The sequence below is a fragment of the Pantoea osteomyelitidis genome, from assembly GCF_044342975.1.
Lineage (GTDB): Bacteria > Pseudomonadota > Gammaproteobacteria > Enterobacterales > Enterobacteriaceae > Pantoea > Pantoea osteomyelitidis.
In genome coordinates, this window is the sequence record NZ_JBGFSN010000004.1 from 1 (window position 1) to 23,215 (window position 23,215).

23 protein-coding genes, 2 tRNA genes, 1 rRNA gene and 1 pseudogene are annotated in these 23,215 nt (G+C 57.5%); 16 read left to right on the top strand and 11 right to left on the bottom strand.

The window, feature by feature from the left end:
• Nucleotides 1-50 precede the first annotated feature (50 nt).
• The 3 genes from rrf (at nt 51) to ABU178_RS04855 (ending at nt 1,422) form a co-directional block, all read left to right on the top strand.
• Nucleotides 51-166: ribosomal RNA gene (rrf, locus tag ABU178_RS04845) — 5S ribosomal RNA — on the top strand.
• Between the two features lie 73 nt (nt 167-239).
• Nucleotides 240-316: transfer RNA gene (locus ABU178_RS04850), tRNA-Asp, on the top strand.
• 314 nt (nt 317-630) lie between these two features.
• Nucleotides 631-1,422, top strand: coding sequence for an endonuclease/exonuclease/phosphatase family protein (locus ABU178_RS04855; RefSeq protein ID WP_397212541.1), 792 nt, complete (start codon nt 631-633; stop codon nt 1,420-1,422).
• A 3-nt stretch (nt 1,423-1,425) separates the two neighbouring features.
• Here ABU178_RS04855 and ABU178_RS04860 read toward each other — a convergent pair whose 3' ends face one another.
• The 4 genes from ABU178_RS04860 to gloB all read right to left on the bottom strand — a co-directional run bounded on the left by ABU178_RS04860 (nt 1,426) and on the right by gloB (nt 5,954).
• Nucleotides 1,426-2,124 carry a cyclase family protein gene (locus ABU178_RS04860; RefSeq protein ID WP_397212543.1) on the bottom strand — a complete coding sequence of 233 codons (699 nt, stop codon included), beginning with the start codon at nt 2,122-2,124 and terminating at the stop codon, nt 1,426-1,428.
• A 1-nt stretch (nt 2,125) separates the two neighbouring features.
• Entirely contained in the window at nt 2,126-3,460 is a 1,335-nt protein-coding gene (locus tag ABU178_RS04865; protein WP_397212545.1) for an MFS transporter, read from the bottom strand.
• Nucleotides 3,461-3,751: 291 nt separating this feature from the next.
• Nucleotides 3,752-5,128 (bottom strand): murein transglycosylase D, encoded by a 1,377-nt coding sequence (gene mltD / locus ABU178_RS04870; protein ID WP_397215686.1) that lies wholly within the window; start codon nt 5,126-5,128, stop codon nt 3,752-3,754.
• Between the two features lie 70 nt (nt 5,129-5,198).
• On the bottom strand, nt 5,199-5,954 hold the full coding sequence (gene gloB, locus ABU178_RS04875) for a hydroxyacylglutathione hydrolase (RefSeq protein ID WP_397212547.1): 756 nt from the start codon (nt 5,952-5,954) through the stop codon (nt 5,199-5,201).
• A 42-nt stretch (nt 5,955-5,996) separates the two neighbouring features.
• On the opposite strand from gloB, the gene ABU178_RS04880 reads away from it, so the two are divergent.
• On the top strand, nt 5,997-6,731 hold the full coding sequence (locus ABU178_RS04880; protein WP_397212549.1) for a class I SAM-dependent methyltransferase: 735 nt from the start codon (nt 5,997-5,999) through the stop codon (nt 6,729-6,731).
• Here the strand turns inward: ABU178_RS04880 and rnhA are convergent.
• Nucleotides 6,716-7,183, bottom strand: a complete 468-nt coding sequence (gene rnhA / locus ABU178_RS04885; protein ID WP_397212551.1) for a ribonuclease HI — start codon at nt 7,181-7,183, stop codon at nt 6,716-6,718. The genes ABU178_RS04880 and rnhA overlap by 16 nt on opposite strands.
• Before the next feature lie 53 nt (nt 7,184-7,236).
• Here rnhA and dnaQ point away from each other — a divergent pair, with 53 nt between their 5' ends.
• Together dnaQ and ABU178_RS04895 are read left to right on the top strand one after the other, a co-directional pair.
• The gene (gene dnaQ / locus ABU178_RS04890; RefSeq protein WP_397212553.1) at nt 7,237-7,968 is read left to right on the top strand and encodes a DNA polymerase III subunit epsilon; all 732 of its coding nucleotides are present in this window, start codon (nt 7,237-7,239) and stop codon (nt 7,966-7,968) included.
• Nucleotides 7,969-8,102: 134 nt separating this feature from the next.
• Nucleotides 8,103-8,179 (top strand) — tRNA-Asp (locus ABU178_RS04895).
• A gap of 56 nt (nt 8,180-8,235) precedes the next feature.
• Here the strand turns inward: ABU178_RS04895 and ABU178_RS04900 are convergent.
• Nucleotides 8,236-8,856 (bottom strand): annotated as a pseudogene (locus ABU178_RS04900) (class I fructose-bisphosphate aldolase); the annotation flags it as partial.
• A 156-nt stretch (nt 8,857-9,012) separates the two neighbouring features.
• Complete coding sequence (locus ABU178_RS04905; protein WP_397212555.1) at nt 9,013-10,509, bottom strand: NCS1 family nucleobase:cation symporter-1; 1,497 nt, start codon at nt 10,507-10,509, stop codon at nt 9,013-9,015.
• A 144-nt stretch (nt 10,510-10,653) separates the two neighbouring features.
• Between ABU178_RS04905 and ABU178_RS04910 the strand changes: the two genes are divergently transcribed.
• Genes ABU178_RS04910 through puuE form a run of 3 tightly spaced genes read left to right on the top strand, consistent with a single transcriptional unit; the run spans nt 10,654 to nt 13,092 of the window.
• Complete coding sequence (locus tag ABU178_RS04910) at nt 10,654-11,373, top strand: GntR family transcriptional regulator (protein ID WP_397212557.1); 720 nt, start codon at nt 10,654-10,656, stop codon at nt 11,371-11,373.
• Nucleotides 11,370-12,101 (top strand): allantoin racemase, encoded by a 732-nt coding sequence (hpxA, locus tag ABU178_RS04915; RefSeq protein ID WP_397212559.1) that lies wholly within the window; start codon nt 11,370-11,372, stop codon nt 12,099-12,101. Before ABU178_RS04910 ends, hpxA begins: the two co-directional genes overlap by 4 nt.
• A 34-nt stretch (nt 12,102-12,135) precedes the next feature.
• Complete coding sequence (puuE, locus tag ABU178_RS04920) at nt 12,136-13,092, top strand: allantoinase PuuE (protein WP_397212561.1); 957 nt, start codon at nt 12,136-12,138, stop codon at nt 13,090-13,092.
• 40 nt (nt 13,093-13,132) lie between these two features.
• On the opposite strand, the gene hpxZ is transcribed toward puuE, so the two are convergent.
• From hpxZ to ABU178_RS04940, 4 genes are read right to left on the bottom strand one after another with little or no spacing between them, the layout of a single operon-like run.
• Nucleotides 13,133-13,516: an oxalurate catabolism protein HpxZ gene (gene hpxZ / locus ABU178_RS04925; protein WP_397212563.1), complete on the bottom strand. Its 384-nt coding sequence runs from the start codon at nt 13,514-13,516 to the stop codon at nt 13,133-13,135.
• On the bottom strand, nt 13,517-14,914 hold the full coding sequence (locus ABU178_RS04930; RefSeq protein ID WP_397212565.1) for an AtzE family amidohydrolase: 1,398 nt from the start codon (nt 14,912-14,914) through the stop codon (nt 13,517-13,519).
• Nucleotides 14,911-15,096, bottom strand: a complete 186-nt coding sequence (gene hpxX, locus ABU178_RS04935) for an oxalurate catabolism protein HpxX (RefSeq protein WP_397212567.1) — start codon at nt 15,094-15,096, stop codon at nt 14,911-14,913. Before hpxX ends, ABU178_RS04930 begins: the two co-directional genes overlap by 4 nt.
• Nucleotides 15,097-15,107: 11 nt before the next feature.
• Nucleotides 15,108-16,694 (bottom strand): gamma-glutamyltransferase family protein, encoded by a 1,587-nt coding sequence (locus ABU178_RS04940; RefSeq protein ID WP_397212569.1) that lies wholly within the window; start codon nt 16,692-16,694, stop codon nt 15,108-15,110.
• Between the two features lie 139 nt (nt 16,695-16,833).
• Between ABU178_RS04940 and hpxU the strand changes: the two genes are divergently transcribed.
• The 7 genes from hpxU (at nt 16,834) to hpxK (ending at nt 23,215) form a co-directional block, all read left to right on the top strand.
• A complete protein-coding gene (gene hpxU / locus ABU178_RS04945; protein WP_397212571.1) occupies nt 16,834-17,673 on the top strand; it encodes a MurR/RpiR family transcriptional regulator HpxU in 840 nt (279 codons plus the stop codon).
• Nucleotides 17,674-17,865: 192 nt separating this feature from the next.
• Nucleotides 17,866-18,651: a transporter substrate-binding domain-containing protein gene (locus ABU178_RS04950; protein ID WP_397212572.1), complete on the top strand. Its 786-nt coding sequence runs from the start codon at nt 17,866-17,868 to the stop codon at nt 18,649-18,651.
• Between the two features lie 9 nt (nt 18,652-18,660).
• The gene (locus ABU178_RS04955; protein WP_397212574.1) at nt 18,661-19,326 is read left to right on the top strand and encodes an amino acid ABC transporter permease; all 666 of its coding nucleotides are present in this window, start codon (nt 18,661-18,663) and stop codon (nt 19,324-19,326) included.
• The gene (locus tag ABU178_RS04960) at nt 19,326-19,982 is read left to right on the top strand and encodes an amino acid ABC transporter permease (RefSeq protein WP_397215688.1); all 657 of its coding nucleotides are present in this window, start codon (nt 19,326-19,328) and stop codon (nt 19,980-19,982) included. The genes ABU178_RS04955 and ABU178_RS04960 overlap by 1 nt, the downstream gene beginning before the upstream one ends.
• Nucleotides 19,963-20,694, top strand: coding sequence for an amino acid ABC transporter ATP-binding protein (locus tag ABU178_RS04965; RefSeq protein ID WP_397212576.1), 732 nt, complete (start codon nt 19,963-19,965; stop codon nt 20,692-20,694). Before ABU178_RS04960 ends, ABU178_RS04965 begins: the two co-directional genes overlap by 20 nt.
• A 23-nt stretch (nt 20,695-20,717) precedes the next feature.
• Nucleotides 20,718-21,959, top strand: coding sequence for a pyridoxal-phosphate-dependent aminotransferase family protein (locus tag ABU178_RS04970; RefSeq protein WP_397212578.1), 1,242 nt, complete (start codon nt 20,718-20,720; stop codon nt 21,957-21,959).
• Nucleotides 21,956-23,215 carry an allantoate amidohydrolase gene (hpxK, locus tag ABU178_RS04975; protein WP_397212580.1) on the top strand — a complete coding sequence of 420 codons (1,260 nt, stop codon included), beginning with the start codon at nt 21,956-21,958 and terminating at the stop codon, nt 23,213-23,215. Before ABU178_RS04970 ends, hpxK begins: the two co-directional genes overlap by 4 nt.

A 23,215-nucleotide genomic window follows, 5' to 3' on the forward strand; every position in this document is an offset into this window, starting at 1 on the left:
CGGATAAGTCCGGCGTGGCCTGAAGGGGCGGCGCGGGAAAACAGAATTTGCCTGGCGGCTGTAGCGCGGTGGTCCCACCTGACCCCATGCCGAACTCAGAAGTGAAACGCCGTAGCGCCGATGGTAGTGTGGGGTCTCCCCATGCGAGAGTAGGGAACTGCCAGGCATCAAATTGGGTACTTACCTGAAAAGGTAACACCGGTTATCAGCGAGACCCCGCTGGTAATGCAGTATTCGGTGGTGCGGTAGTTCAGTCGGTTAGAATACCGGCCTGTCACGCCGGGGGTCGCGGGTTCGAGTCCCGTCCGCACCGCCACTCTATTGATAAGCCCTGACAGGAATGTCAGGGCTTTTTCATTTTTCCTCTCCCAATCGCCAGTTTAACAGGACGCTTTTCTTCAAATAAAAGCACTTCCTGCCTGGCGTCTCATTTCCAGCACGCATAGCCTTATCAAAGCTTACCTGAGCGGTCATCGGGAAAGTACGAAACAGACACTGGCCAGCAGGATAACCTTGTGAGTCATAATGTGAATGATGGCAATCAGGAACATCCATTGAAACGGCGTACTACAATCCCTATAACTGAAAGAAGACATGAGCATTTAACAGCAACCAGGATCAGGCGGGAAAGTGCGGAAAAAAACTTTTGCAATGCGGTACGTGGCCGGACAGCCCGTGGAGCGGATTTTCCCTCCCGGAGCGATGCTACATCTTGGACAAGCGCTACCACCCGGCGCGCCATTACCTGCACAGCCTAATCTTAAAGTTTTGGTATGGAACATCTTTAAGCAACAGCGGGCGGACTGGATGTCGGTGCTGCAGGGATTTGGTAAAGATGCTCATCTGGTGCTGCTTCAGGAAGCGCAGACCACACCAGAGCTGATTCAGTTCGCCACCAGTAACTACCTTGCGGCCGATCAGGTGCCGGCTTTTGTGCTGCCACAGCATCCTTCAGGGGTCATGACGCTGGCTTCGGCGCATCCTGTATACTGTTGCCCGCTGCGCGAGCGTGAACCCTTGTTGCGCCTGGCGAAGTCAGCTCTTGTCACAGCTTACCCGCTGCCTACCGGCGATATGCTTATGGTGGTCAACATCCACGCAGTTAACTTCAGCCTTGGGATTGATGTCTACAGTAAACAGCTGGGGCCGATTGGAGAGCAGATCCTTCATCATCGCGGTCCGGTGATCATGGCCGGTGATTTTAACGCCTGGAGTCGACAGCGAATCAATGCACTCTATCGTTTTGCCGAAGAGATGGCGCTGGAAGAGGTAATGTTTACCGACGACCATCGACGTAAAGCCTTTGGCCGTCCGCTCGACTTCGTCTTTTATCGTGATATGAACGTTAGTGAAGCATCGGTGCTGGTCACGCGTGCTTCGGATCATAATCCTCTGTTAGTAGAGTTTGATCCGAAGCGCTGAGTATCAGTGTTTATCTACCAGAGCAATGGCGCGCACCGGTGATGCGGAACCCTGCTCAATGCGTAACGGCAGCGCAATAAAGGTAAACACGGCCGGTAGCTGATGCAGGTTAGCCAGATTTTCAATAATTAAATTATCATTTCCCAGAACAGCCTGATGTGCCGGGTTGCCTTCACTGCGCCATGCATCCAGCGACAGCGCGTCGGTACCAAACACATGCACGCCTTTAGCGATAAGATAGTCAGCAGTCTGTGCTGAAATTCCGGGCCACTCACTGAGAAAATCAGCCTGATTTGGCCGCCGTGCCCATTTTTCATGCCAGCCGGTACGAAATATCACGATGTCGTCAGCTTTAACCGGACCGTTTTGCTTTTCCCAAAGATCGATAGCTTCCCGGCCAACGGCTTCTCCTGGCGGAAAATGTGAAATATCAATCAGGATACCGCGTCCCATCAGCTGCCTGACATCAACCTGATCGATAGTCTTACCCTGCTGAATAAAATGCGAAGGCGAATCCACATGCGTACCGCAATGATCGCCCATAATCAGCTGGCAATTATAGTTACCGTCCCCTCCTTCGTAGCTTTCATTGGCAGCCAGAACAAATTTGGGATGCGTGGGCCAGACCGGCATGTATTCCTGATAAAGATGGTTGAGTTCAACGATCTCGCTGTCGCGCAGCAGGTTCCAGAGTGATTGCATATCAGGCTCGCTTCAGGTTAACAGTTTCTTTGATCAGCCAGAGCGGCAGGCAGGAGAGTAGCAGAACCCCCACAATCACGGCGTAATGTACGCCGAAGCCCCAGCTATGAATAATCCAGCCGCTGATCGGCGCCACCAGGATGCCCGCAATACCCACGGCCAACCCAATCATTAATCCCATACTGGATGCTGCGGAATGGGGTGCTGAGTCAATCAGCAGCGCATAGGCGACCGGGTAAGGGGAGTTGCGAAACAGTCCCCAGAAAATTAGAATCGCCCAGCCGAGCGTGGCGGAATGGATAAATGCACAAAGCGCACTGGCGATAATCCAGCCGATAATAATAAAACCCAGTGAGGATTTACGGCCACGCACGTCGGAAAAGCTGCCCCAGAGGATTTGCCCAATCCAGCCGGTAAGGCCGGATGCGCCAGAAATTATCGCAGCGGTGGAAAGATCAAGACCCGCCTCGCGCGTCAGCTGTAGCGTTAAGAAATTCGCGATACCCATTTCCGCCCAGGTAAAGCCAAACACCAGCGCAATGGCCAGCAGACAATTTCGGTTTTTCAGGCAGCTGAAAGAGGCGGCAAAGCTGGTTTTCTGCGGTTTGGCCTCAATAGGCTGCGTCAAATTATTGGACTTGATCCAGCTAAATACCCGCTGATGATTCTTTTTGGTCCCGATCAGCAGTTGCAGACCCACAATCACCAGACCAATCAGCGGAATAAAAAGAAACGCCTGTCGCCAGTCGCCTACGGCCAGAATGGCGGCGATCAATACCGGGCCGATAAACTGCCCCAGCGGGAAACCCGTATGGTGCACGCCAATGGCAAATCCGCGGTTTTCTTTCTGCCACCATTCGCCCAGTAAGGCCACGTTGATAGGCTCAGAGCCGCCGGTGCCCATACCCATAAATACGCGTAGCGCCTGAAAAGCGCCCAGCGTTTTGCAAAATGCCGTCGCCACGCCGGAAATAATCTCAACCAGCACCGCCAGACACCAGCTGTAACAGCGCCGATAGCCGGTGCCAATATAGTCAGAGAGCAGGCCAAACAGCACCGCGCCTGACAGCGTGCCGAAAAAACTCAGCGAATTGATCCAGCCCGCCTGTACCTCGCTGATATTGAAATCTTTCATAATGGCGGGTAGCAGCGTGGGCAAAATGATGCGATCGATAGAGTTCATCAGGATCGCCAGGGTAGTAATCACCAACATCCACCACGAAATGGGATGGGCGCGGGGCAGAAAAGATCTTTTTTGCGTCACTGTTGCCTGCTCAGACTTTACCTTATCGGCCTCCTCTGAAGGCCTGGAAGGTTGATTCAGCGTATCACTCATGGTTAGTAACCTTGTCGCGGGATCGCTCTGAAGGCGATCTGTTTTGCGCCATGAATTCTCATCGCGCCCCTGTCATCGCTCAGTAAAGCGGCGGAAGTTACATAATATGTACAACCCCATATCCGTTTATTAACCTGGCTGAAGGGTTTCTACCATACAAGTATTAATTGTTTAATAAATGATCGCCGTCACGTTGTTGCTGGGTATCGAAGCAGAAAGGAATAGTGGACATCGGGGAGAGAGGAAAGCAAAAAAAGAAAAAGGCTGATAAATATCAGCCTTTTCGAACGATTAGGTATCTGGCGTTGCGCTATTATTTACAAACAGCGTCAGCTTATCGCCTGGCTGTATGTCTTTAGCGTCGCTCAGCACCGTATTCCAGCGCATAACGTCCTTGATGTTGACGCCATGGCGTCGCGCGATACTGCCAAGAGAATCACCCTTGCGAACACGATAGGTGATGCTGTTGCCGTTATCGGCCAGCTGGCTGCCTTTATCGCCAACGGTCAGCGTTTGACCGGGTTTAATGCTGGCGCCACGCAGGTTGTTAAGCTGTTTCAGGGTACTGATGCTAACGCCCATTTTACTGGCGATACCGGACAGGGTGTCTCCCTGACGCACTTTATAGCTGCCGGAGGCGCTGTTTTTCGCCAGCTGCGTCGGCTGTACCGCCGCGATATCACCGGAAGCCAGCGAGTTGCGCAGCTTTTCGACATGCGACTTCGGCACTAAAATATAGTGCGGTCCGTTCGGCGCTGTCGTCTCACCTTTATACCCGGTATTGAAGCTTTTCAACTTGCTCAAAGACATACCGGCCATTTCGGCAGCCTGCGTCAGTTCCATCTGCTGACCCACTTCTACACGCGCCAGAGCACGGCTTTCGTTTGGCGTCGGCAGCTTGATACCGTAACGCTTGTTGTTCTTGAGGATTTCACTCAAGGCCAACATTTTCGGCACGTAAACCGTGGTTTCGCGTGGCAGCGACAGGTTCCAGAAGTCGGTCGGCTTGCCGCGCGCCTTGTTCTGCTTAATCGCTTTTAATACACGTCCTTCACCGCTGTTATAGGCGGCAACCGTCAACAGCCAGTCACCGTCAAACATCTTGTTCAGACGCTGCATCATATCCAGCGCGACCTTGGTTGAGGCGACGACATCGCGTCGGCCATCGTACCATTGGTTCTGTTTCAAACCATAATTGCGCCCCGTTGTTGACACAATCTGCCAGATGCCTGCGGCATTGGCGGAAGAGGTGGCATGGGGGTCAAAAGCGCTCTCCACTATGGGTAGCAGTACCAGTTCCATCGGCATTTTACGTTTATGTATCTGCTCGACAATCCAGTACATGTACGGCTCTGCCCGTAATGTTACATCGTGGAGATAGCTCTTATTTCTTAAATATTTAGTTTTTTGTTCGCGGATCCGGCTGTTTTCCGGAATCCCCATCTTCAACTCGTCACTGATGAAGTTCCAGAGATCGTTATCTTTTGCGAGGCTTGTTCCATCATCCTGCCAACGCGGCGATAACAATCGCTCTCCGTACTTTTCATTATCACTTTGACCAGCTGAAGACAGGCTCTGTGCATGCTGTTCGGGGATATTGGCGTCATTCCGTGATGCCTGGCATCCCACCAGCAAGACCGAGGCGAGTAGAATCGCTTTAGCCTTCATGTGTGTGTCAATAGTTCGCTTAAAAGACGAGCAATGATACGTGACGCTCTGACACAACACAACCCGTAAATCAAAAACGGTCTTTCTTGTCGCGTAAAACGGCAAAAGTTTCCCATGCATGGGCTGGCGGGATATTGACGCCTACAGCCCTTTGTAAATCAGGCTCTTGCGTTCGCAGAAATAAATTTATTTGCCGTTCACGGGCCAGTTTTGTCGGCAAAGTAATGCCGTTTTTAGCGCGTAAGTCCTTAATTTGCTGATAACAAGCTGTAATCTGCGGGTCATGAGGCAGCACGGCGGCGGCAAACTTCAGATTAGATAACGTATACTCATGCGCGCAGCAAATCAGCGTTTCATCAGGCAGTTGATTAAGCTTTTGAAAAGATTCATACATCTGCTCAGCGGTTCCTTCAAATAGCCGCCCGCATCCGCCAGAAAACATCGTATCTCCGCAAAAAAGGTAAGGCGAACTGTAATATGAGATATGTCCTAAAGTGTGACCTGGCGTAAAAATGACACTAAATTCGCAGTCCAAAATATCAATGCGATCGCCTTCCACGACAATATGCGTCGCCCCCTTATCTTGTGTCTCCTGTGGACCGTAAACCACAAGACCAGGGAAAGTTTCACAGAGTTTTTTTACGCCGCCGACATGATCCGAGTGGTGATGTGTGAGCAGGATCGCCACGGGATGCCAGCCGTTGGCGTACACCTTTTCAATCACCGCTTGCGCTTCGCCCGGATCAACAATCACGCAGTTTCCCTGTTCATCATTCAGGGTCCAGATGTAATTATCCTGAAGGGCAGGAATGCTGGTAAGATTCATAGACACCTCTCGCAGGCCGTAGGAAAAGGACGATGGTAAAGCATGAAGCCAGCTAAGACACGCCAAATTCTGACCGCGCCGCTCTCCTGGCGCGATATGCCGTGGGGAGAATACTTTCGTGACGCCTTAACGCAGCAGCTACAGCCCTGGCTTGGAAAGCTGTATGGCTTTCATATGCTTAAGATTGGCAACCTGAGCGCAGAAATCAATACGCAAAACTGTTCTATTTCGCATCAGGTGAACGTCGGCGCCGAAGGAGATCTGTTGCAGGTGGTGGCGAATCCGGATCAATTGCCCTTTGAATCCAAGTCGGTCGACGCCTGCCTGCTGGCTCACGCGCTGGCCTGGAGCCAGGATCCGCACCGCATCTTGCGCGAAGTGGATCGCGTGCTGATTGACGATGGCTGGATGATCATCAGCGGCTTCAATCCTTTCAGCCTGCTGGGCGTGAGTAAAGGGATTCCGGGACTGCACCGCAAAGCACCGTGGAGCAGCCGTATGTTTAGCCAGGTGCGCCTGCTGGACTGGCTGCACCTGCTTAATTACGAGGTGGTTTTCCGCACGCGCTTTCAGGTAGTGCCCTGGCACCGGCAGGGCGGAAAAGTCATCAGCGCCCATTTGCCCGCGCTGGGCTGTCTTAATATTGTGGTGGCGCGCAAACGCACCTTTCCGCTGACCATGACGCGGGCGAGAAAGGCGCTGGGCAAAACACAGCTGCGTCCGGCAGTAAACGCCACGCGTCAGTTTCGTGATATGAAAGATCAGGATCCCGGCTGATAGCCGATATCTTCAAAAGCCGGATTGGCTGCGGCGCTGCGCGCCAGCTCATCACAGCGCTCATTTTCGGCATGACCGGCATGGCCTTTGACCCATTCCCACTGGATCTGATGGCTGCTGAGCGCAAGATCGAGCCGCTGCCAGAGATCGACATTTTTTACCGGCTTTTTATCAGCGGTTTTCCAGCCGCGTTTTTTCCAGTTATGGATCCAGCTGGTAATGCCCTGACGAACATACTGGCTGTCGGTGCTGAGCGTCACGTCGCAGGGTTGCGTCAACGCTTCCAGCGCCACGATGGCGGCCATCAGTTCCATACGATTATTGGTAGTGAGGTGATAGCCCGCGCTGAACGGCTTTTCATGTCCGCGGTAGCGTAGAATTGCGCCGTAGCCGCCGGGACCCGGGTTGCCGAGGCAGGATCCATCGGTGAATATTTCTACCTGTTTACGCATCTCTGGTAGACTTCCTTCTGAAAAAACGCCAAGTCTGACATAAAACGAGTCCTATGAGCACTGCAAATAACCGCCAGATCGTTCTCGATACTGAAACCACCGGCATGAACATGATCGGTGTCCATTATGAAGGTCACCGCATCATTGAAATCGGTGCGGTGGAAGTGATCAATCGTCGCCTGACCGGCAATAATTTCCATCTCTACCTGAAGCCGGATCGGCTGGTGGATCCGGAAGCTTTCGGCGTTCACGGCATTGCCGATGAGTTTCTGGCAGACAAACCTGTCTTCAGCGATATCGCCGATGAATTCCTTGATTACATTCGCGGCGCAGAGCTGGTGATCCATAACGCCTCGTTCGACATTGGCTTTATGGATTATGAATTTGGCATGTTGAATCGCGGTATCGGCAAAACCGACACCTTCTGCCAAATCACTGACAGCTTGTTAATGGCGCGTAAGATGTTCCCCGGCAAGCGTAACAGCCTGGATGCGCTCTGCTCGCGCTATGAGATCGACAACAGCAAGCGTACGTTGCACGGCGCGCTGCTTGATGCCGAAATCCTGGCTGAAGTTTATCTGGCGATGACCGGCGGCCAGACCTCGCTGTCGTTCTCGCTGGAAAGCGATCGTTCCGCGCAGTCGGAAGGCGAGGGCATTCAGCGCATCGCCCGGCCAGTTTCGGCGCTGCGCGTGGTGCAGGCGAGCGATGAGGAGCTGATGGCGCATGAGTCCCGTCTGGATCTGGTGATGAAGAAAGGCGGCAACTGCCTCTGGCGCGCCTGAATCGGGCCGTTTCGCGCGTAAAATCAACGTTGAGCCGAAAAAAGCAGCAAACGGAATGTTCAGGCAGGAAAAGCATTGACGCCCGCTGCGGCGCCCATTAATATTCGCTCCGTTCCCGACGGGGAACACAGCGCGGTGCGGTAGTTCAGTCGGTTAGAATACCGGCCTGTCACGCCGGGGGTCGCGGGTTCGAGTCCCGTCCGCACCGCCAACTATTCAGAAAAGCCGATTCAGCAATGAATCGGCTTTTTGGTTTTTGGCTTTTATCCGTGCGGCTTCAACAACGCGATGAAACTCTGCCGGATTATCGGTGGGATCGGCTTTGATAATGTCGGCGCCAAGCTCGCGCGCCAGGCGAACCAACGGCACCATTTTCTCCACGTCACCGAGTGAAGCGTAGGCGGCGTCCTGTCCGGCAGGGGCCATCACCAGCGGTTCTATCATCAACGGCATCGCGTAACGCTCGCAGGCATGGCGCAGACGACCAATATTCTCGATGCACATACGAAAAATCGCCGGTTCATCCGGAATGAGGTAGAGATTCACCACCACGGCGGCGGCATCCATCTGCAGAGCGGCCAGCACAGGCTCATCCGGGTTATGCAGCACCGCCCACATTTCGCGATGACGCGCCTGGTTATAAGCGTTGCCCACGTCGGTACGCATCACCAACGCCGGTTTATCTCCCTGATGCTGCTGTAGCAGATCGGCCTGACCATAATTCACCTGAATCGCGTCTGGCCGGGCGACAATCAGGTTTTTCATCACCTCAGCGATATCTTCCAGACCGATTAAAAAATCAGGCTCGTTGGCGATGCCGTGATCGATCGCCACATCCAGACACTTTCCCTGATTAAGCAGGCGATTAAGGCGGACTTTACCAACCATAGAGCGGTTCCTTATGAGGAGTTTATTTCACACAGGAAAGGTATATGAGGCGACAGCCTGATGATCAACAGGGAAAAAAGAGAGAGTTGGTTTTTTGTGATCGGGGTGGGGCGGGGAAGGGGAGAAGCCGCACGCCGGAAAGCGTGCGGCCAGAGCTTACTCTTTCTGTACCGCCACACGGGCGTTATAGCTCGCTGCCGGAACCACCGCGCGCTCATCGCGTGCCAGCCAGCGGTAGCAGCCTGCGCCCAGCGCCGCGCCGATAAACCAGCTGAAGTTAGCCACGGCGTGCAGAGAAGGAATAAAGCTGATGATCAGGCCAATCGCCACAGCGGGAACCAGAGCGGCAATCGCTTTCGGGTTAAAGCCGCCGCGATACCAGTAACGTCCCTGCGGCGTGGCATCGAACAGGTCATCAACAACTATCTGGCTGCGCTTGATCAGATAAAAGTCAGCCAGCAGGATACCAAATAGCGGGCCGATAAAGGCGCCCAGCACATCCAGAGTGTAATGAATCAGCTCCGGCGACTGAAACAGGTTCCACGGCGTTAGCAGCACCGATCCCACTGCCGCGATCATACCGCCGGTGCGGAAACTGATCTTCTGCGGCGAACAGTTAGAGAAGTCAAAGGCGGGAGAAACAAAGTTCGCCACGATATTGATGCCGATGGTGGCGGTAATCATGGTCAACAGGCCGATCGCCACGGCAAAATCGCTGCCCACCATGCTCACGGTTTCAATCGGATCGGTAATCATGCGGCCAAACAGCGACTGGGTGCCGGAGACGATCACTACGGTGACAATGGAGAAGAGCAGAAAGTTAAACGGCAGACCCCAGCGATTGCCGCGACGGATATCGCCCATGCTCTTGCCGTAGCGGGAGAAGTCGCCGAAATTCAGCAGCGGGCCGGAAAAATAGGAAACCACCAGCGCGGTAGCGGTAATCATCTGCCAGGTTTGCTCGCCTGCGCTGAGAGATTTACTCGCCAGGGTAAAGGAAATGCCGTCGAAACCGGTTTTGTATACAATCCAGCCAGCCAGCGCCACCATCACCATATAAACTGCCGGTCCGGCCACATCGATAAAGCGTTTGATGGCGCTCATGCCGTGCCAGAATACCATCGCCTGCAAGAACCACATCACGCCGAAACAGATCCAGCCGAGCTGCGACAGACCGAGCAAGCTGCTTTGCGTCAGTGAAGTGAGAGAGGGGAAGAATTTCAGCAGCACCAGCATCAGCGCATTGGCGGCCAGATAGGTCTGGATGCCGTACCAGGCAAAGGCGATCAGTCCGCGAATCACCGCCGGAATATTGGCGCCGAAAACGCCAAACGCCTGACGGCAGATCACCGCATAAGGCACGCCCGCCATCTGACTCGGTTTCGCCACCAGGTTAGCGCAAATTTGTACGATACAGATACCGACCAGCAGGCAAAGCAGCACCTGCCAGCTCGCCAGGCCCAGAGTAAAAAAGCTGGCGGCCACCACGTAGCCTCCCATGCTGTGCACATCAGACATCCAGAAAGAAAAGATGTTGTACCACGTCCAGTTCTGATCGCGTGTTGGCGCCAGATCGTCATTACAGAGACGCGGACTGTAGTGTGCGTGGGCTTCAGAGGCCGACGCGCTGGTCACGTTTGAATGTTTTGGCATGAAACCTGCTCCTCTTCATAAAAGATGATTAATCACTGCGTGAAACTGCATTGCAGGATTCAGGCCAGAAATGAATTTTTGTATACATAAATAATTAGCCATGTATACGATGTGTTGCGCACAGTAGATTACCGGAGCGGGTAAATGAAGAGTGAAGCAGGCCAGCGAACGGCCTCAGACCTGAATGACAAAGACGAACCTATCTATCAGGCGTTGATGAACGCCATTGTTGAACATCAGCTGCCGCCGGGCAGCAAACTACCCGAAGAGGCGCTTTGCCAGGTGTTTGGCGTCAGCCGCACCGGCATTCGTAAGGTGCTTCAGCGCCTTGCCGCAGTGCAAATGATCACCCTGACGCCCAAACGTGGTGCACAGGTCGCCACGCCGGGAGTAGATGAAGCGAAAGAGATCTTCCGGACACGTGCGCTGCTGGAGGGCGCCAACCTGCCGGCGGTGCTGGCGCATTTACAGACGCCGCATCTGGCGGCGCTGGAGATGCTGATTCAGCAGGAGCAGCAGGCGCATCAACAGCATGATGGTCCGGCGGCGATTCGCCTTTCCGCCGCGTTTCATATCCAGTTGCAGGCGATTTCCGGCAATCAGGTATTAACGGAGATGGTAACGCGCCTGACCCAGCGTTCGTCGTTGGTCATCGCCGCCTGGGGCGCCCCCTGGCAGCGCGGCTGCCGCTGCGACGATCACGATCGGCTGGTGGCGCTGTTGCGCAAAAAAGCGCTGCAGCCGCTCACTGACGCATTACAGCAACATTTCGATCATATTCTGGCCAGTCTGCACTTTGAACGCAGCGGCGAGGTTCTGCCCGATTTTGCCCGGCTGTTTGCCGGTACAGGAGTGGCCCCATGAGCCTGATCCAGGTTATCAACCCCAACACCAGCCAGGCGATGACGGAAACCATTGGCCGCGCTGCACGCGCCGTTGCCGCGCCGGGTACCGAAATCCTCGCGGTATCCCCCTCACAGGGCGTGCCCTCCATCGAAGGCCATTTTGACGAGGCGATTGCCGCCGTCGGCGTGCTTGAGCAGGTCAGGCGGGGACGGGAGCAGGGGGCGAGCGGGCATGTCATCGCCTGCTTCGGCGATCCGGGGCTGCTGGCGGCGCGCGAGATCGCATCGGGGCCGGTGATCGGCATTGCCGAGGCGGCGATGCATACCGCCACCCTGGTCGCCACGCGCTTTTCCATTGTCACCACGCTGCCGCGCACCCTGATCATTGCCCGCCATCTGTTGCAGCAGTATGGCTTTACTCATCACTGCGCGGCTCTGCACGCCATCGATCTGCCGGTGCTGGCGCTGGAGGATGGCAGCGGGCTGGCGCAGGAAAAAGTGCGTGAGCGTTGTATACAGGCGAAGCGTGAAGATGGCAGCGGCGCCATTGTGCTTGGCTGCGGCGGCATGGCGACGCTGGCGCAGGAACTGACGCAAGAGCTGGGGCTACCGGTCATCGATGGCGTCAGCGCGGCGGTAAAAATGGTGGAGTCGCTGATAGCGTTGGGATTTGGCACCAGCAAGCATGGCGATTTGGCTTATCCGCTGCAAAAAACGCTCACGGGCGCCTTTCAGCACCTAAACTAACGGGATATTGAAGCTCGACGACAGGAAATGAAGCATGAATAATGATCAGAAAAAAGAGTACAGCTTCAACAAAAACTATCCGCGCGACATGATTGGCTACGGCGCAAATCCGCCGCATGCCGCCTGGCCCGGCAATGCGCGCATCGCGGTCCAGTTTGTGCTTAATTACGAAGAAGGCGCGGAAAATAACGTGTTGCATGGCGACGCCGGCTCCGAGCAGTTCCTTTCCGATATCATTGGCGCAGCCAGCTATGCCGATCGTCATATGTCGATGGATTCGCTGTATGAATATGGCTCCCGCGCGGGTTTCTGGCGTATTCATAATGAATTTCAGAAACGCGGCCTGCCGCTGACGGTTTTTGGCGTGGCGATGGCGCTGGCGCGTCATCCGGAGATTGTCGAGGCGATCAAAGCAGCCGACTACGACGTGGTCAGCCACGGCTGGCGCTGGATCCACTATCAGGGCCTGGATGCGAAAACCGAGCGACAGCATATGCAGCAGGCGGTAGACGTGCTGATGGATCTGTTCGGCAAAGCGCCGACCGGCTGGTACACCGGGCGCGACAGTCCCAATACGCGCCGTCTGGTGGTTGAGCATGGCGGCTTCGCTTACGACAGCGACTATTACGGCGACGATCTGCCGTTCTGGATGCAGGTCACCTGTCAGGACGGCACGGTTAAGCCGCACCTGATCATTCCCTATACGCTGGAGTGCAATGATATGCGCTTCGCCACGCCGCAGGGCTTCAACACCGCCGAGCAGTTTTTTACCTATCTGCGCGACAGCTTTGATGTGCTGTACGAAGAGGGCGAAACTGCGCCGAAGATGATGTCGATTGGCATGCACTGTCGCCTGTTGGGGCGTCCGGGTCGTTTCCGCGCCCTGCAACGCTTTCTGGATCATATCCAGCAGCATGAGAATGTCTGGATCTGCACGCGGCAGCAGATAGCGGAGCACTGGATAAAAACGCATCCCGCGCCGGATGCGTAAGGGCATTTGTCCTGCCTGAGCAGGACAAAGCCACAGTACGTCAGCTCATTAAACTCACCTGGGCCGCCACGATGCGCCAGCCATCGGGCATCCGTACCCAGGTCTGCTGCTGGCGGCCAATCTTCTCGTTACCCTCACGGGTAAATTCCGTGCTGCACACCGCATAATCCGTGCCGTAAGTGGTGATCACCGTATTGCGCAGGCTGCGCGCCAGCCCCACAGAGGGACGGGCGGCGCGGAAGGCGCGGATCTCATCAATGCCATACAGGTTCTCACCGGCGCCGAGACGCACGGTTCGCGCGTCGTGCCAGAACAGCTCATCCAGCACGGCGATATCGTTACTCACCAGCGCCTGTTCGTAACGGTTAAAGGCGGCGGTTACCTCGGTAACCACCGACGGCAGGTCAATCTCTTCAGGCTTCATTTATGGCTCCATCATGCTGATTTGCGGCATCGTTAGACTCTGCTGCTCCAGCGCCCAGGCGGCACGCAGCGCCAGATCTTCTTTAAACGGCGCGGCAATCAGTTGCAGGCCGATGGGCAGTCCGCCCGCGCTCTTCAGCGGTACGGTACAGACCGGCAGTCCGAGGAAAGAAATCGGCTGCGTCAACATTCCCATGCTGGCGCGGGTCGGCAGATCCTGACCGTTGATGCGGATGGTCTCCTGCCCGATGGGGGTCGCGCTGCACGGCGTCGCCGGGGCGATCAACAGATCGAAGTGGTCGAATAGCGGCAGCACCTGCTGTTGGAAATAACGACGGAAACGCTGCGCCTGTAGATACCAGGGGGAGGGGATCATTGCGCCCGCCAGCAGACGCTCGCGTGACAGCGGCTCGAAGCGCTCCGGCGACTGACGTAGCGCGGGCAGATACTGGTTGCCGCCTTCAGAGGCAGTAAGAATAAAGGCCGCCGAGCGCGCCAGCGCCGCTTCCGGCAGGACCACTTCGTCATCTGCACCAAGCGCACGGGCAACCTGAGCCAGCGCCGCACGGACATCATCATCGCACCAGGTGCTGAAATAGCCGCCCAGCACGCCGCAGCGCAGGCTATCGGCACCCTGTTGCAAAGCGGGCAGCGTTGCGGCAACCGGGCGATCGGCCTGGAATGCATCGCTGGCATCGCGCCCCTGTAAACAGTCATACACCAGCGCCAGATCTTCACTGCGGCGGGCAAAGGGACCGATATGATCGAGGCTGGCGACAAAGGGATGGCTGCCGCTGCGTGACAATCGGCCAAAGGTCGGTTTCAGGCCGAACACGCCGCACAGCGAGGCGGGCACCCGAATCGAGCCGTTGGTATCGGTGCCGAGGGAAAAATGCACCAGACCCGCCGCCACCGCCGCGGCTGAACCACCGGAAGAGCCCCCGGCGATGCGGCTAAGATCGTGCGGATTATGACTTGCGCCGTAGTGGCTGTTTTCCGTGGTAAAACCGTAGGCGTAAGCGTCCATATTCAGCATGCCGGAGAGCAGCGCGCCGGAGCGGCTCAGCTTCTCTACCGCCCAGGCATCCTGACGCGCGGCGGGGTTATCGCTGAACAGGCTGGCGCCAGCCAGCGTGGTGTGGCCCGCCACGTCAAACAGGTTTTTCACCGCATAAGGGATACCCGCCAGCTCCGGCAGGGTTTCGCCACGCTGACGCTGCGCATCCAGCCGATCGGCCTCTTTTAACATGCGCTGGGCCGTCACGTCGGTCCAGGCGTTCAGCGCCGGATTATGTTGTTCAATCGCCTCTAGCGTCTGCTGCGCCACCTCGTGCGCGCTCAGCTCGCCTGCATCCAGCGCCTGTTTCAGCTGGCTGATGCTTAATGCTGACAGGTTCATGGATGATAAACTCCGGCAACTTCCAGACGTTCGTCCAGAGGAAACGCCATCAGCGGCGCGGCCATACCCGCGATGCGGGTAAACTGCGTCAGTAGCTCGGCGCGGCGTGCATCGTCCAGCGTCACGCCCAGCACCAGCTCCATTTGCGCCACGTAAGCGGCCCAGTCACTCTCTTGTTGCATCTTTATCCTCCTTAAAAACCGGCGGCGCTGCCGTTGCTGCGTGGATCGAACGCGCCTTCCAGCATGCCGTTATTGTGTCGGACGATGGCGCCCGCATGACCGACCGCCTCGCTGTAATCCTCCAGGCTCTCCACCTCATGACCGAGCTGGCGCAAACGCTCAAACGTTTCGGGCGCAAAGCGGCTCTCCAGCTTCAGCGTATCGGATGCCTGACCCCAGGTGCGGCCCAGCAGCCAGCGCGGCGCGCTGACCGCCTGCTGCAACGGCAGGCCCTGGGTGACGTGGCGGGTAAAAATCGCCGCCTGGGTCTGCGGCTGACCGTCGCCGCCCATCGAGCCATAAACCATGGTACGGCCATCTTTCAGGCGCGCGGCGGCAGGGTTAAGGGTATGAAAAGGCTGCTTGCCGGGCGCCAGCGCCAGCAGATGATCGGGTTGCAGGCTGAAAGCGGCGCCGCGGTTCTGCCAGGTAATGCCGGTATCGGGCAGCACCACGCCGCTGCCGAATTCATGGTAGATACTCTGGATAAAGGAAACCGCCAGCCCGCTGCTGTCCATCACGCCCATCCAGACGGTATCGCCCGGCCCGCGCCCGGTGCCCCAGGGGGCGGCTTGATCTTCGTTAATCTCACTGGCGAGCATGGCGAGATGTTGCGGCGTCAACAGCTCTTGTAAATCGGTCTCAATATGGCGCGGATCGGTGATGTGGCGATCGCGCAGCGCGAACGCCTTTTTCGTCGCCTCGACAATGCGATGCACGGTCTGCGCCTCATCGGCATTCGCCATATCCAGCTGGTCGGTAATGCCGAGGATCGCCAGCGAGACCAGCCCCTGCGTTGGCGGCGTCATGTTGTAAATGTCACCTTCGCTGTGGGCGACATGCAGCGGCGTACAGCGTCGCGCGCGCTGCTGCTGTAAATCTTCCAGCGTGATCGGCATACCGAGCGCCGACATCTCACGCGCCAGCTTGTGCGCCAGATCGCCACGGTAAAAACTCTCCAGTCCCTGTTCCGTCAGCTGGCTCAGGGTATTGGCCAGCGCCGGTTGAGTGAATCGGCTGCCGGGCTGCGGCACCTCGCCGTCGGGCATAAAGGTGGCGGCAAAACCGGGCCGATCGCGCAGCTCATGCTTTTTGGCGGCGGTGGCGGCGGATTGCGAGGCGGTAACCGGAATGCCGTCGGCCGCATAGCGGATAGCATCGCGCAGCAGACGCGCCAGTGGCAACGCTGTGCCACCCAGTTCCTGCGACAGCCGCAACGCTTCTGCCCAGCCGCTCACGGTGCCCGCGACGGTCAGCGCCGCTTTGGGTCCGCGATGAGGAATATGCGTTTCACCATGATAGAAATCGAAGTGGGCCAGCGAGCCTGCTGCGCCGCTGGCGTCGATGGCGATGGGATCGCCCTGCGGCGGCACCACCAGCCAGAAACCGTCGCCGCCCAGGCCATTCATATGGGGATAGACCACGGCGATAGTGGCAGCGGCGGCGACCATCGCTTCCAGCGCATTGCCGCCTTCACGCAGTACCGCCAGTGCGCTCTCACTGGCCAGATGGTGGGGAGTGACCGCCATGCCCAGCGGCGCCATATTGCTTTGTATCATTCTTCGCTCATTCTTTTCAGGGTATCTGGAGGAAATTAAGCAAGAGCTGTTCCAGTTTTGTCTGTTTAACCCTGGCTGCTGCGCGAACCTGGATCAATTTATGCTAGCTTGTGCTGAAACAAAAGTTACAGGAACCGTGATGAAACAGCTTGATGAAAGGCTCAGAAGCCATTATCCCCAACTCTCGCCTCAGGAGCAGCGCATCGCCGACTTTGTGTTTGATCACTTTGACGACCTTATCAGCTACAACAGCGCCGAGCTGGCACGCCTGAGCGGCGTCTCCAAGGCGACGGTGAGCCGGCTGTTTAAGCGGCTCGGCTATGAAAAATATAAAGATATGCGTGAGGAGCTGCGCACCCTGCGTCAGAGCGGTATGCCGCTCACCGATAACCGCGATGCGGTGCAGGGCAACACGCTGCTTTCAAGGCATTACAAGCAGGAGATGGCGAACCTGACGCAGTGGGTCAACAGCATCGATCCGCAACAGTTCGGCGAGGTGATCCAGGTGCTGTCGCAGGCTAAACGTATCTTTATCATCGGCATGCGTAATTCCTGGCCGGTGGCGCTGCACCTGCGTCAGCAGCTGTTGCAGGTGCGTCAGCAAGTGCACATTCTGCCGCAACCCGGCCAGACGCTGGCAGAAGAGTTGGTGGATATCACCCCGGAAGATATGGTGGTCGTGATCGCTTTTCGCCGCCGTCCGCGCATTATCCGCCCGCTGATGCAGCAGCTACAAAGCGACAATATCCCGCTGTTGACGCTGTGCGAGCCACAGGCGCAGAGCATCATCGCGCTGGCGCGCTGGCAGTTCTGCGCGCCGCTCGACAGCGTTTCAGCCTTCGACAGCTACGCCGGCGCGATGAGCCTGATCAATCTGTTGGCCAATGCGCTGCTGCACGAGATGTTGTCGCAGGGGCGTCAGCGTATCCACCAGATTGCCGATCTTTATCAGCAGTTGGACGAGCTGGAACACCGCTAAGGGGCACCATTTTGGTGCCTTGCCTCGTTTTGGTTCACTCGCGCCTCGCCACATACCGCCGCCGTTTCCCGCTTTTTTCAGATTAACCTGTGCGGCGAAAGGATATTTTTTCTGACGCTGCGATTGGCACATTAGTTGCAGAAAGGGTTGTTAAGAATCTTTCGTTTCACATTAACTTCTCCGGGGTGCAGAATGAAAAAGGTCGTGATGGCAGTGGTGAGTGCAGCACTGATGATGGCGCAGGCGGGCAGTGCGCTGGCGGATCAGCTGCAAGATATTCAGAAGCGTGGCGTGATCCGCGTGGCTGTGCCGCAGGACTTCCCGCCGTTTGGCTCGGTGGGCACTGACCTGCAGCCGCAGGGTTATGATATCGATATGGCGAAATACCTCGCCAAACAGATGAAACTTAAGTTGCAGCTGGTGCCGGTAACCAGTGCCAACCGCGTGCCTTATCTACAAACCGACAAAGTGGATCTGGTGATCTCCAGCATGGGGAAAAACGCCGAGCGTGAAAAAGTGATCGATTTCAGCCGCGCTTACGCGCCTTTCTTTCTTGGCGTGTTCGGTCCAAAAGGCGAGACGCTGAAAGACGCGGCGGCGCTGAGCGGCAAATCGGTCGGCGTGACGCGCGGCGCGGTAGAAGATATGGTGCTGAGCCAGATCGCGCCGAAAGATGCGCAGGTAAAACGTTATGAAGATAACAACACCACGCTCTCCGCTTATCTTTCCGGCCAGGTGGAATATGTCGCCACCGGCAATCTGGTGGTAGCGGCTATCGCGCGCCAGAACCCGCAAAAAGCGCCGGTCGCTCAGTTTATGCTGAAAGATTCTCCCTGCTTTATCGGCCTTAAGAAAAACGAACCGGCGCTGAAAGAGAAAGTGGATGCGCTGATTGAGCAGGGCATCAAAGACGGCACGCTGAACAAACTTTCTGAAGAGTGGCTGAAAGCGCCGTTGCCCGCCAGCCTGGGGGCATAAGGAAGCACGATGATCGGGCAACTTAACTTCCCCGCATTGTGGCCATACTGGCCGGAGCTATTGGCCGGCCTGTGGATCACCGTTCAGCTGACGGTACTGGCTACCGTCGGCGGCGTGAGCCTCGGCATTCTTGGCGCGGCGCTACGCAGCGGCAAACCCGGCTGGGCCAGCCGCCTGTGGGGCTGCTACGTGGAGCTGATCCGCAACACCCCTTTTGTGGTTCAGCTCTTTTTTATCGTCTTCGGCCTGCCGAATCTCGGGCTAAAGCTGACGGCGGGCGAAGCAGCGCTGCTGGCGATGCTGATCAACCTCGGCGCCTACAGCACGGAAATTATCCGCGCCGGTATTCAGGTGACGCCGCGCGGGCAGTGGGAAGCGGGGCGCGTGCTGGGCTTAACCCGCGCGCAGACCTTTCTGCGCGTGGTGCTGCCGCCGTCGCTGCAACGTATTTATCCGGCGCTGGTCAGCCAGTGCATTATCGTGATGCTCGGCTCCTCGGTGGTGTCGCAGGTTTCCTATGAAGAGCTGACCTTCGCCGCCAACCTGATCCAGTCGCGTACCTTTTTGAGTTTTGAAGTCTATCTGGTGACCACGCTGATCTATCTGGCGTTGTCGATCGCCATGCGCCAGCTGCTGCTGGCGATTGGACGTAAATGGTTTGGAGCGCGGGCATGATGACAACCTTTACCGACTGGGACATCCTGCGCAACCTGCTGCTGGCGGCGCGCTGGACCCTTCTGCTGTCGCTGGTGGCCTTTTTTGGCGGCACCCTGGTGACGCTGCCACTGCTGTTTTTGCGCCTGCTGCGTCGTCCGTGGCTGCTGCGCCTGATTCGCGGCTATACCGAGCTGTTTCAGGGGACGCCGCTGCTGATGCAGCTGTTTCTGGCCTTTTTCGGCGTGGCGCTGTTCGGCATCGACGTCGCGCCCTGGACCGCCGCCTCGCTGGCGCTGACGCTCTATACCAGCGCCTTTCTGCTCGATATCTGGTACGGCAGCATTCAGGCGCTGCCGAAAGGGCAATGGGAAGCGGCGCGCTGCGTCGGCCTCAGCTTCGGTCAGACCCTGTACCGCGTGATTGCGCCGCAGGCGATTCGCATCGCCATTGCGCCCACCGTTGGCTTTGCCGTGCAGGTGGTGAAGGGCACCGCGCTGGCGTCCATTATCGGCTTCGTTGAGCTGACCAAGGCCGGTACCATTCTCAATAACGTGACCTATCAGCCCTTTAAAGTGTTCGGGCTGGTAGCGCTCGGTTACTTCCTGATCTGTTTTCCGCTGTCTCGCTACAGCCAGTACCTGGAGAAAAAATTCAATGCCGCTCATCACCATTAATCAGGTGCAGAAATACTACGGCGACAACCACGTGCTGAAGGGCGTGGATCTCGATATCGAAATGGGCGAAGTGATCTCCATTATCGGCCGGAGCGGATCGGGCAAAAGCACCCTGTTGCGTTGCATGAACGGACTGGAAGGCTATCAGGACGGCAGCATCAAGCTCGGCGGCATGACGATTACCGATCGTGAATCGCAGGCGCGGGAGATCAGCCGTTCCGTCGGAATGGTGTTTCAGAGCTTCAACCTGTTCCCCCATATGACCGCGCTGGAAAATGTGATGCTGGCGCCGCGCCGCGTGCTGAAAAAAAGCGAGGCGGAATGCCGCGAACTGGCGGCGCAGATGCTGGAAAAGGTCGGGCTTGGCGAGCGCCTTAACTACTATCCTGCCAATCTCTCCGGTGGACAGCAGCAGCGCGTGGCGATTGCGCGTGCGCTGGCGATGACGCCGAAAGTCTTACTCTGTGACGAGATCACTTCGGCGCTCGACCCGGAGCTGGTGGGCGAGGTGCTGAAAGTGCTGGAGCAGCTGGCGGCGGAAGGCATGACGCTGATCCTCGTGACGCATGAAATGAACTTCGCTCGCGACGTGGGCGATCGGGTGGTGTTTATGCATCAGGGGCGCGTCTGGGAGCAGGGCGACAGCAAAACGCTGTTTGCCAATCCGCAGACCCCCGAGCTGAAGCAGTTCATCTCCACTGTTCGCCTGTAAGCCTGTTAAACAAGGAATTCATCATGGACATTACCCAATACCCGCAAATCAATCCGCCACAGCGTCTGCTGATGGGGCCGGGCCCGATCAACGCCGATCCGCGCGTGCTGCGCGCCATGTCGAGCCAGCTGATTGGCCAGTACGATCCGGCGATGACCCATTACATGAATGAGGTGATGGCGCTTTATCGCGGCGTGTTTCGTACCGCGAACCGCTGGACGATGCTGGTTGACGGCACCTCGCGCGCCGGGATTGAGGCGATCCTGCTGTCGGCGATCCGGCCAGGCGACAGGGTGCTGGTGCCGGTATTCGGACGCTTTGGTCATCTGCTGTGTGAAATCGCCCGTCGCTGCCGCGCGGAAGTGCATACCATCGAGGTGCCCTGGGGCGAGGTGTTTACGCCGGATCAGGTGGAAGATGCGATCAAAAAAGTGAAGCCGCGTCTGCTGCTCACGGTGCAGGGCGATACCTCGACCACCATGTTGCAGCCGCTGGCGGAGCTGGGCGCCATCTGTAAACAGCATGGCGTGCTGTTTTACACCGACGCAACCGCGTCGCTGGGCGGCAACGCGCTGGAAACCGACGCCTGGGGGCTGGATGCGGTCTCCGCCGGGATGCAGAAATGCCTGGGTGGCCCGTCCGGTACCTCGCCGATTACCCTGAGTCCGCAAATGGAAGCGGTGATCCGCAAACGCAAATGCGTGGAGGAGGGGATTCGCACCGCCGAGCATCAGGATGGCGACGATGAGATGATCTACTCCAACTATTTCGACCTCGGCATGGTAATGGATTACTGGGGGCCGGAGCGCCTCAATCACCATACCGAAGCGACCACGGCGCTGTTCGGCGCCCGCGAGTGCGCGCGCCTGATCCTGCAGGAAGGGCTGGATAACGGCATCGCCCGCCATCAGCTGCACGGCGAGGCGCTGCTGAAAGGCATTCAGGGCATGGGACTGGAGACCTTCGGCGACCTGAAACACAAAATGAACAACGTGCTGGGTGTGATAATCCCGCAGGGCGTGAACGGCGACCAGGTGCGCAAACTGATGCTGGAAGATTTTGGCATCGAGATCGGTACCTCCTTTGGCCCGCTGCACGGCAAGGTATGGCGCATCGGCACCATGGGCTACAACGCGCGTAAAGATTGCGTGCTGCAAACCCTGGCGGCGCTGGAGGCGGTGCTCAATCACGTCGGCTTCCGCTCCACGCAGGGCGCGGCGATGCAGGCGGCCTGGGACCATTACGCCAATGGGAGTCGCGCATGAATGAAAGCCTGATGACCCTCAGCGAGGCTCAGGCGGCTGCCGCACGCGTGATGACGCGTTGCGATGCGCTGGCGGAGATCAGCGAAACCCCTGACGGGCTGATGCGCGTCTATCTGTCGCCGGAACAGATGCGCGCCAACGCGCTGGTGGGCGAGTGGATGGCCGCCGCCGGCATGCGCGTCTGGCAGGATGCAGTCGGCAACATCTGTGGACGCTATGAAGGGCGTGAAGCCAACGCCCCGGCGCTGCTGCTCGGCTCCCATCTCGACACCGTACGCAACGCCGGACGCTATGACGGCATGCTGGGCGTGCTGAGCGCCATCGAAACCGTACAGTGGCTGCATCAGCACGATCTGCGCCTGCCGCTGGCGGTGGAGATTGTCGGCTTTGGCGATGAGGAGGGTACGCGCTTCGGCATCACGCTGCTTGGCAGCCGCGGCATTACCGGCAGCTGGCCGCAGAGCTGGATCACCCATCCCGACGGCAACGGCATTACCGTGGCGCAGGCGATGGCGGACGTCGGCCTCGACGCAACCAAAATCGCCACGGCGGCGCGTCAGGTAAGCGATATCGTCGCCTATCTGGAACTGCATATCGAACAGGGACCCTGCCTGGAACAGGAAGATCTGGCGCTGGGCGTGGTGACGGCGATCAACGGCGCGCGTCGGCTTGACTGCTGCTTCAGCGGCGAAGCGGGCCACGCCGGTACGGTGCCGATGACGCATCGAAAAGATGCGCTGGCCGCCGCCGCCGAGTGGATGGTGTTTGTTGAGCAGACCACACGTGAGCATGGTCCGCAGCTGGTGGCTACCGTCGGCACGCTGCACTGCGCGCCGGGCGCGGTGAATGTGATCCCCGGCGAGGTAAAATTCAGCCTGGACGTGCGTAGCCCTGAAGATGCGCCGCTGGAGGCGTTGCTCTCAACCCTGCTTACCCAGGCGGAGGCGATCGCGCTGCGTCGTGGTCTGCGCTTTCAGGCTGAAGAGTATTACCGCATCAATGCGACCGCCTGCGACGCCAGTTTGCAGCAGGCGCTGTCGGCGGCGGTGGAAAATGTGCAGGGGCGCAGCCTGGCATTGCCGAGCGGCGCCGGTCACGACGCCATCGCCATCGCCGAACGCTGGCCGGTCGGCATGCTGTTTGTGCGCTGCGATCGCGGCATCAGCCATCATCCGGCGGAGTCTGTGATGGAAGCGGACGTGGCGAAAGGGGTACAGGCGTATCTGCAGGCGGTTTGCGATATCGCACAACGGTAA